Raw genomic sequence first — 7,810 nt, forward strand, 5'->3', positions numbered from 1 at the left:
GTGATAAAGGGCCGGGCGTGCGTACCTTCTGCATCAAGTGTCTGCGTCCTGAAAGCGCGTGCTACTGCGCGCACGTCCCCCAGCTCCAGACGCGCACGCGCGTGGTGTTCCTCCAGCATCCCCGGGAACGGCGCGTGGCCATCGGCACGGCGCGCATGGCCCACCTGTCGCTGCCGAACTCGGAGCTGCACCGGGGCGTGGACTTCACGGGCCACGCGCGGCTGGAGGAGCTGGCGAAGAATCCCGAGCGCGTCGCGGTGCTCTTCCCGGGCGAGGACGCCATCTCCGTGGAGGAGGCCCAGGCGAACCCGCCGGAGACGCTCATCGTCGTGGACGGCACCTGGCCGCAGGCGAAGAAGGTGGTGATGCGCAACCCGGTGCTGGCGGCCCTGCCGCGCATCGGCTTCGTGCCGCGCCGTCCGAGCAACTACCGCATCCGCGCGGAGCCGGCGGACCACTGCGTCTCCACCATCGAGGCGGTGGCGGAGATATTGGGCCAGCTGGAGGGCAAGCCGGACTACTTCGACCGCATGCTGGGCGCGTTCGAGTACATGGTGGACACGCAGCTGGAACGCCAGGAGACGCGCACGGGACCGAACCGGCGCCGGCTCTACAAGAGCGAGTGGCGCCCGCCGCTGGAGCTGCGCTCGCTGGCGGACGCCGCGGACCGGCTGGTCCTCTTCTACGCGGAGGCGAACGCGCACTCGCTGGAGATGGGCATCCCGCCGGAGCTGGTGCACCTGGTGGCGGTCCGCCTCACCACGGGCGAGCGCTTCGAGGCGGTCATCGCGCCGGAGCAGCCGCTGGCGCACAGCACGCCGCTGCACGTCGAGCTGTCGGAGGAGGAGCTGCGCGCCGGTGAGCCGCGCGCGGAGGCCCTGGCCCGCTTCGAGGCGTTCCTGCGTCCGGACGACGAGCTGACGGTGTGGACCACCTTCGCCCTGGACCTGCTGTGGAATGGCGGCCTGGCGCGCCGGTCCGCGCGCAACGTGCGGCTCGCCACGGCGCGGGCGCTCAAGGGCAAGGCGGGCGGCGTGGAGCAGGCGGTGGGCCTGCTCAAGGCGCCGGAGGTGGGGACGTGGGCGCGGGGCCGCGCGGGCCGCCGCATCAGCGCGCTGGAGTCCGTGGCGCGCGAGCTGGTGGCCCGTGGCAACGCGACCGAGCCCCCCGCGAAGCTGCCGAGGACCGGCTCGGAGGGCTGAGCCGTTCTACTGGCCCAGGCGCGCGGTGCCGACGCTGGCGCCCAGCGTCGTGGAACCCGCGCGCCAGGGGCGGGCCTGCTCGCGCATCCAGCGCCCGAAGCGGGCGATGAGGTAGCAGCCCACCAGCAGCGCCACGGACACGCCCAGCGCCGCCGCCATGCCCAGCCGGGGACCGATGCGCTGCGCGAGGCCCGCGATGTCCGCCCAGCCGTACACCACCGGCAGGTGCAGGACGTAGATCCACAGCGACAGCCGTCCCAGCGGCGCCAGCATGCCGCTCAACCGCTGCGGCAGCAGGTTCACGACGCCCAGCACCAGCAGGCCCTGCGCCACGCGGTACAGCACCATCGTGGGGCTGGTGGGCGTCCACTCGATGGGCATCCAGCGGGTGAGCGCCAGCAGCGCTCCGCCCAGCGCGAGCAGCGCGAAGCCCTGCGCCAGCCCCGGCTTCAACAGGTGCAGCCCGTGCGCGGCGAACGCGCCCGCGAAGAAGAAGCCCGCCCAGGGGAAGAACGGGAAGCGGCTGCCCTCCCCGTTGCCGATGAACTGCTGCAGCGGCACGGGCAGGTGCTCGCCCGCGTGCCACATTCCGGCGCTCGCCAGGGGGATGCCCACCGCCAGCCCGCCCAGCAGCAGCGCCCGGGCGCCCCGGTTCGGCGTCACCACCAGCGCCATCGCGCCCAGCATCAGCGACGCGCCGATGCACTGGAGCGCGTCGAACTGGAAGACCTTGCTGAGCATGGCGTCGGAGAAGCCCAGGTCGCGGACCGCGCCCCAGCCCGGCCAGTGCAACAGGTAGCCCAGGAACAACAGCAACAGCGCGCGGCGGAACCGGCGGCCGAAGGAGTCCTTCGCGGCACCCGGCTTCGTGCCCAGCGCCATCACCACCGCCCAGCCACTCACCAGCAGGAACAGCGGCGCGGTGATGCCCCGCAGCTTCCAGTACTCCTGGACCCACGGATGGTCCCGGAAGGCGGGCGCGAGCAGCGCGTCCAGCGTGTGACCCATCACCATGGCGAGCACGGCCAACCCCCGCGCGCCATCCAGCGCGGGGTGACGGGCCTGCCGGAAGCTGAGCGAGGGACCGAAGCTTTTCAAAGCCAGTCGAGCATAAGCCCACCTGCGGGCCCCGTCTCCAAAACGCACCAGCCGTGGGGGTTGGCAGGCGTGGAAACAAGCCCGGTTTTCACTCACAGCCCAGGTCCCGTCCTCGTGCGGGGAATGCTACAGGATGGATGCATGTCCCCTCGTGCCGCGCTCGCCGCCCTCGCGCTCCTCGCCGCCCCGGCCTCCTCCCTCGCCGCGTCCGGCGATGACTGGTTTGGCAACGACAAGCCCAAACACTTCGCTGCGTGTGCCGCCGCCACGGGCGTGGGCTACGGCGCGGGCGCCGTCCTCTTCGATTCGATGGGCGCGCGGGTGCTCACCGGCGTGGGGCTGGGATTGGGCGTGGGGCTGGGCAAGGAGGTCTACGACCGCGCTCGCGGCAGCGTCTTCTCCGTGAAGGACCTGGCGTGGGACACCGCCGGCACCGCCACGGGGCTACTGGCCGCGTTCCTCGTGGACCGGTTCATCACCGAGGTGCTCCTGCCCCCGCCCCGGAGCGTCGCCGTCGGGCGTGGCGGCGGGCGCGTCCGGACGCGCGCGGCGCTCCACGAACTTCAGGAGCAGGTCGCGCTGCAGCCGGGGGTCCACCAGCAGCATGCGGCCCTGGGGATCCTCGGTGTCGGAGACGAGCACGGTGACCTGCCGGCGCGGGCACTGGTTCATGCAGCCCGTGGGCGTGACGCGCACCTGCCCGGCGAGGCCCCGCTCGGCGAGCTCCCCCTGGAGCCAGCGCGGCAGGTCCTGGCCGCCACTCCGGGCGCTCTTCGTCAGGCACTTGCGGCAGACGAGCACGTCCACCTCCCGCCCCTTGCCGCCCGTGTCGTCGTCCTGCATCCGCCGTCCTCCGTGGCGCCCCGCTTCCAGGCGGATGCGCCGGTCCGCGTTCCCGGCACGCCGCCGGGACCTTGAAGAAGAAGGGGTAGCGGCGCCGGGGTTGTTCCGCAGCACCCTCGTCCAGTGCCCGTCGGGCCGCTGTCCGGACAGGCGCTGCCGGACTGATGGCATGGGAAAGCGCTGAACGTGGGTGCGACGTTCCGTCCCGAAGCCAGCCGTCTGGGGCGCTGGTACGGTGCGCTCCGTCTTGTGTCGCTGACGGGAGGCCTTGCTCATGACGCGAAATCGACTGCTTCTCGGGTTCACCCTGTCGGCGCTGGGCGCGCTCGCGGGCTGTGAGCGCTCCTCCGGCGCGGCTCCGGATGAAAAGCCTACAGCGCCTGCTCCGGCGGCGGCGCAGGTCGCGGCCGCGAAGCCCGCGGCGCCGGACGCCGACGCGGTGGCGAAGCTGGCGGCGCACTTCTTCCAGGCGCCTCGCAACCAGGCGCCGCTGCCCACGGACACCGAGGCGCAGGTGGCCCTGGGGCGCATGCTCTTCCACGAGCCCCGGCTGTCGAAGAACCACGACGTGTCCTGCAACAGCTGCCACGGCCTCACCACCTTCGGCGTGGACAACAAGGCGCTGTCGGACGGGCACAAAGGGCAGAAGGGCACTCGCAATTCGCCCACCGTCTACAACGCGGCCCACCACATCGCGCAGTTCTGGGACGGCCGCGCCGCCACGCTGGAGGCCCAGGCGGAAGGGCCGATGATGAACCCCGTGGAGATGGCCATGCCGGACGCGAAGCGCGTCGAGGCCACGCTGTCCTCCATGCCCGAGTACGCCAACCGCTTCCGCGCCGCCTTCCCGAAGGGGGGCAAGCCCGTCACGCTGGCGAACGCGGCCCAGGCGCTGGCCGCCTTCGAGCGCACGCTCACCACGCCGTCGCGCTTCGACCGCTTCCTCGCGGGCGAGCACTCGGCCTTGAGCGCGCAGGAGCAGCGCGGCCTGGAGGCCTTCGTCACCACCGGCTGCACCACGTGCCACAACGGCCCGGCGGTGGGTGGCGCGTCGTTCCAGAAGCTGGGGCTGGTGGAGGCGTATCCGGCGCTCACCGACGCGGGCCGCTTCGACGCGACGAAGAACGAGGACGACCGGGGCTACTTCCGCGTGCCCACGCTGCGCAACGTGGAGATGACCGGGCCGTACCTGCACGACGGCAGCGTGAAGGACCTGCCCACCATGGTGCGCCTGATGGGCCGCTACCAGCTGGGCCGCACGCTGAAGGACGGCGAGGTGGACGACCTGGTGGCCTTCCTCAAGAGCCTCACCGGCGAGCTGCCCCCCGCCGAGCGCATCTCCGCGCCGCCCCTGCCTCCCAGCACGAAGCGCACGCCCAAGCCGGACCCGTCGTAGCTTCGGAAACGTCGCGTCCCGCCCTGCGGGTGCTAAACCCTCGCGCCCATGACCTTCTTCTTCCATCTCCACTCGGGCCTTCGCTACCTGGTGCTGCTGTCCGGCGTCATCGCGCTCGCGTTCTTCGCGTTCGCGGTCGCCACGAAGCGCCCGTTCGACAAGGTGGGGCGCATCGTCGGCGCGTCCTACTCCGGCCTGCTGCAGCTCCAGGTGCTCGTGGGCATCGCGGTGCTGGTGACGCGCGGGTACTACCCGGCGCTCATCGGGCACATGGTGATGATGGTCCTGGCCGTGGGAGCCATCCAGGGCCCCCTGGGCGCCACCCGCCGCCGCCTGCGGGCCAGCGGCGAGGCCTCCGCGTCCGCTGAACCGCGGCCCGTGCCTGGCTACGTGCCGGTGCTGGTGGGCACGCTGGTGTCGCTGGCGCTCGTGGCGGGCGGCATCCTGGCCATCCGCCCGGGCCTGTTCGTCTCCACCGCGTTCTGAAGCGGGTGCCGCGAGGAGGCTGGAGCGCCAGCCTCCTCATGAGCCGCCTTCGTTAGCGACGGGCGCGACGGCGCAGGGCCAGCGGCGCGAGCAGGGCGAGGAGCGCGGGCAGCAGGCCAGGGCTCGCGCTGCAACCGCCGTCATCGTCGTCCCGCGGATCCTTCTCGGGCCCCGAGCCCCCGTCCGGGATGATGCCGCCCGTGCCGGCGTCCAGGCTGGTGCCTGCGTCCGCGCCGGTGCCGGTACCCGCGTCCGTGCCTCCGCCCGTGCCCGCGTCCGTGCCTCCGCCGGTGCCTCCGTCCGTGCCTCCGCCGGTGCCCGCCGCGCAGTTTCCCAGCGAGTGCTCCAGCGCGCCCAGCGTGGCCGAGGCAGGGCGCGGACGGGCGCAGAAGTCCTCCGGCGCCAGCGTGTTCCTCGGGGCCGCGCCGATGAGGGCCGACACGTCGCCCTTGAGCGTCAGGTCTCCCTTGTCCGGCGCCACGTACCAGGCGCTCCACTCAGTGCTCGTCACGCCTGTCCGGTTCGCGCTGAAGGTGCCGGTGGAGCTGTCGCGGTTGCGGACGACGCTCGACATCACGTTGCCGGTGGCCTGGCCGGTGGAAGCGGCGTAGCGGAAGTCCACACCCAGCCCGTTGTTCATGAACGTGTTGAACAGCACGCGCGTGTTCGCGGCCTTGTTCAGGTACACGGCGGCGTCCGAGCAGTTCGCCACGATGTTGTTCCGGATGATTCCGTCCGTGTGCTCCGGCGAGCACGGCACGTTGGGGTCGAAGGCCGGCGCGCAGTACGCGTTCCCGGTCCCGCCGCCGCCAAAGGACAGGCCGATGCGCGTGTCGCCCTCGGTGGGCCGGTCCTTCGCGCAGAGGACGCGGTTGCGCTCGAAGAGGCCCCGCTTGCCGCCGCTCTTCATGAAGGCGCCGTAGGAGATGCTGCCCTGCTTGCCGAAGTCGTGCAGCTCGTTGTCGCGGACCACCCAGTCGTCGCCCGTGTCGATGTTCAGCTTGGTGACGGGCGTGCCCGTCGCGCGCACGTGCGTGTCGTAGAGTTCGTTGTTCTCGATGAGACCGCGGTGGGGCATCTCCCAGACGCCGCTGCCGTTCTGCGCCGCGTTCACCTTGAGCTGTGCGTTGAAGTCGCGCACGCGGCTGTTGCGCAGGACGAAGTTCTCCGCGTGGCCGGTGACGTGGAAGGCGTGCTCACAGTTCTGGTCGCTCGAGCAGATGCCCTCCACGGTGAGCCCATCGAAGGTCCAGTAGCGGCCGGACACCTTGAAGCCCTCCAGCGCGTTGAAGCGGATGAGGGCCGCGTAGCGGTTCTTCGCGCGCACGATGATGGGCGCGGCCTGCGTCCCTTCCGCCGCGCAGTTGACGTTCGCGTTGAAGGTGTACGTGCCGTCCTCCAGGACGATCTCATCTCCGGCCTTCGCGGACGAAAGCGCGGTCTGGAACTCGGCCACGGTGGTGACGCTCTTCACGGCCGCGCTGCCCGTCAGGGGCAGCAGGAGCAGGGCGAGGGAAACAGTTCTCAAAGGGGGGACTCCCGGAAAGAGAGGGGGGAGTCCAAAGCTACCCGATCCCAACCAGGGCAGGCAGCCTGACGTGCGCAGGCATCCCGGCTGCTAGGGAACCGGTGCTCGCGTGAACACCTGTCTTTTCATGACACGCCGACCCGAGGATTCGCGGTGGGGACGCTCCACGCTTGGGGGGCTGGTGCTGGCCGGAGCGCTGCTCACGGCCCCGGGCGCGTTCGCGCTGCCCTCGAAAGGACAGCCGCTGCCGGAGTTCTCCGCGCGGGACCTGACGTCCGGCCCTCACGCGAGCGAGGAGCTGAAGGGTCACCCCACGCTGCTGGTCGTCATCACCGACAAGGACGCGGGCGACCGGATGCGCGGATGGTTCGACGCGGCGGACGAGCACGTGAAGGACTCGGTGCGCCGCCAGTCGCTCATCACCCTCAAGCTGCCGTTCTTCGTCAGCGAGGGCGCCGCGCGGGGCAAGGCGAAGGGCCAGGTGCCACAAACCTTCTGGAAGGACACCTGGCTGGACAAGAACGGCGGCATGGCGAAGGCGCTGGGGCTTGCCTCCAGCGACACACCCTATGTCCTGGCGCTGGACGCCCAAGGACGGGTGGTGGCCAGCGTCCATGCCACCGTGGACTCGCCGGAGGCGCGGGCCATCTGGTCCGCGCTCTCCCGCTGACTCAGGGCAAGGCTAGTAGCGCCCGCCGCTCTCCAGGATGGCCTGGAGCTTCTCCTTGTCGCTGGCGAAGGGGAACGCCTGGTACAGCTGGTAGCTGTTCTGCGGATCCAGCAGCGTGGGCCGCATCATGCGCACCACTTCCAGCTTGTCGTTGGAGAAGGAGAACTGCCCCAGCACGGACATGACGTGCGTCACGAGGAAGTTCTCGTTCGGAGCCACCTGCGACAGGATGCGCAGCTTCTCGCGCGGGAAGGCCTCGCGGAGCATCGCCTGGGTGATGTTGCGGAACTGCGCGTCCGCGATGGGGCGCACCACCGGCGGCGGGGGCGGCATCGGCGCCGGCTGGTTGACCACCGGGGGCGGCAGGCCCGTGCCGTAGGGCGCGGCGTCGTCCACGTACTCGCTCAGCTTGTCCAGCTCCTCCATCGCGGCGCGGATGGCCTCGCGGCCCCTGGCGTCCTTCGTCCGGGACATCGCGTCGCGCAGCGCGTTCTCCAGCCGGTCGATGCGGCGCTCCACCTGCTCACGGTCGACGACGGCCAGGTTGCGCGCGGGCGGCGGGGGCGGAACCGGCTGCGGCATCGGGC

At 71.4% G+C, this 7,810-nt stretch carries 8 protein-coding genes; 5 read left to right on the forward strand and 3 right to left on the reverse strand.

Annotated features, from left to right (window positions below; translation table 11 throughout):
- The first annotated feature begins 17 nt into the window (after positions 1-17).
- A complete protein-coding gene (locus tag D7W79_RS35040; protein ID WP_120529667.1) occupies positions 18-1,202 on the forward strand; it encodes a DTW domain-containing protein in 1,185 nt (394 codons plus the stop codon).
- A gap of 6 nt (positions 1,203-1,208) precedes the next feature.
- On the opposite strand, the gene D7W79_RS35045 is transcribed toward D7W79_RS35040, so the two are convergent.
- A complete protein-coding gene (locus D7W79_RS35045; RefSeq protein WP_338078835.1) occupies positions 1,209-2,300 on the reverse strand; it encodes an acyltransferase family protein in 1,092 nt (363 codons plus the stop codon).
- A 141-nt stretch (positions 2,301-2,441) separates the two neighbouring features.
- Here D7W79_RS35045 and D7W79_RS35050 point away from each other — a divergent pair, with 141 nt between their 5' ends.
- The 3 genes from D7W79_RS35050 to D7W79_RS35060 all read left to right on the forward strand — a co-directional run bounded on the left by D7W79_RS35050 (position 2,442) and on the right by D7W79_RS35060 (position 5,025).
- A complete protein-coding gene (locus tag D7W79_RS35050; protein ID WP_120529669.1) occupies positions 2,442-3,218 on the forward strand; it encodes a YfiM family lipoprotein in 777 nt (258 codons plus the stop codon).
- A 199-nt stretch (positions 3,219-3,417) separates the two neighbouring features.
- Positions 3,418-4,539 carry a cytochrome-c peroxidase gene (locus tag D7W79_RS35055; protein WP_120529670.1) on the forward strand — a complete coding sequence of 374 codons (1,122 nt, stop codon included), beginning with the start codon at positions 3,418-3,420 and terminating at the stop codon, positions 4,537-4,539.
- Between the two features lie 48 nt (positions 4,540-4,587).
- Positions 4,588-5,025, forward strand: coding sequence for a hypothetical protein (locus D7W79_RS35060; protein WP_120529671.1), 438 nt, complete (start codon positions 4,588-4,590; stop codon positions 5,023-5,025).
- A gap of 52 nt (positions 5,026-5,077) precedes the next feature.
- On the opposite strand, the gene D7W79_RS35065 is transcribed toward D7W79_RS35060, so the two are convergent.
- Positions 5,078-6,553, reverse strand: coding sequence for a right-handed parallel beta-helix repeat-containing protein (locus D7W79_RS35065; RefSeq protein WP_120529672.1), 1,476 nt, complete (start codon positions 6,551-6,553; stop codon positions 5,078-5,080).
- A gap of 127 nt (positions 6,554-6,680) precedes the next feature.
- On the opposite strand from D7W79_RS35065, the gene D7W79_RS35070 reads away from it, so the two are divergent.
- Complete coding sequence (locus D7W79_RS35070) at positions 6,681-7,223, forward strand: hypothetical protein (RefSeq protein WP_147442204.1); 543 nt, start codon at positions 6,681-6,683, stop codon at positions 7,221-7,223.
- A 12-nt stretch (positions 7,224-7,235) separates the two neighbouring features.
- Here D7W79_RS35070 and D7W79_RS35075 read toward each other — a convergent pair.
- On the reverse strand, positions 7,236-7,810 hold a 575-nt coding region (locus D7W79_RS35075), incomplete at its 5' end, for a proline and serine-rich protein 1 family protein (RefSeq protein WP_147442205.1).

Origin of the sequence: Corallococcus exercitus, from assembly GCF_003611585.1 — a bacterium.
GTDB classification, from domain to species: Bacteria; Myxococcota; Myxococcia; order Myxococcales; family Myxococcaceae; genus Corallococcus; species Corallococcus exercitus.

What these genes read in the sequence shown, in the direction of transcription:
- D7W79_RS35050 (WP_120529669.1), top strand. Translation starts at nt 2,442, where the DNA reads ATGTCCCCTCGTGCCGCGCTCGCCGCCCTCGCGCTCCTCGCCGCCCCG.
- D7W79_RS35055 (WP_120529670.1), top strand. Translation starts at nt 3,418, where the DNA reads ATGACGCGAAATCGACTGCTTCTCGGGTTCACCCTGTCGGCGCTGGGC.
- D7W79_RS35060 (WP_120529671.1), top strand. Translation starts at nt 4,588, where the DNA reads ATGACCTTCTTCTTCCATCTCCACTCGGGCCTTCGCTACCTGGTGCTG.
- D7W79_RS35070 (WP_147442204.1), top strand. Translation starts at nt 6,681, where the DNA reads ATGACACGCCGACCCGAGGATTCGCGGTGGGGACGCTCCACGCTTGGG.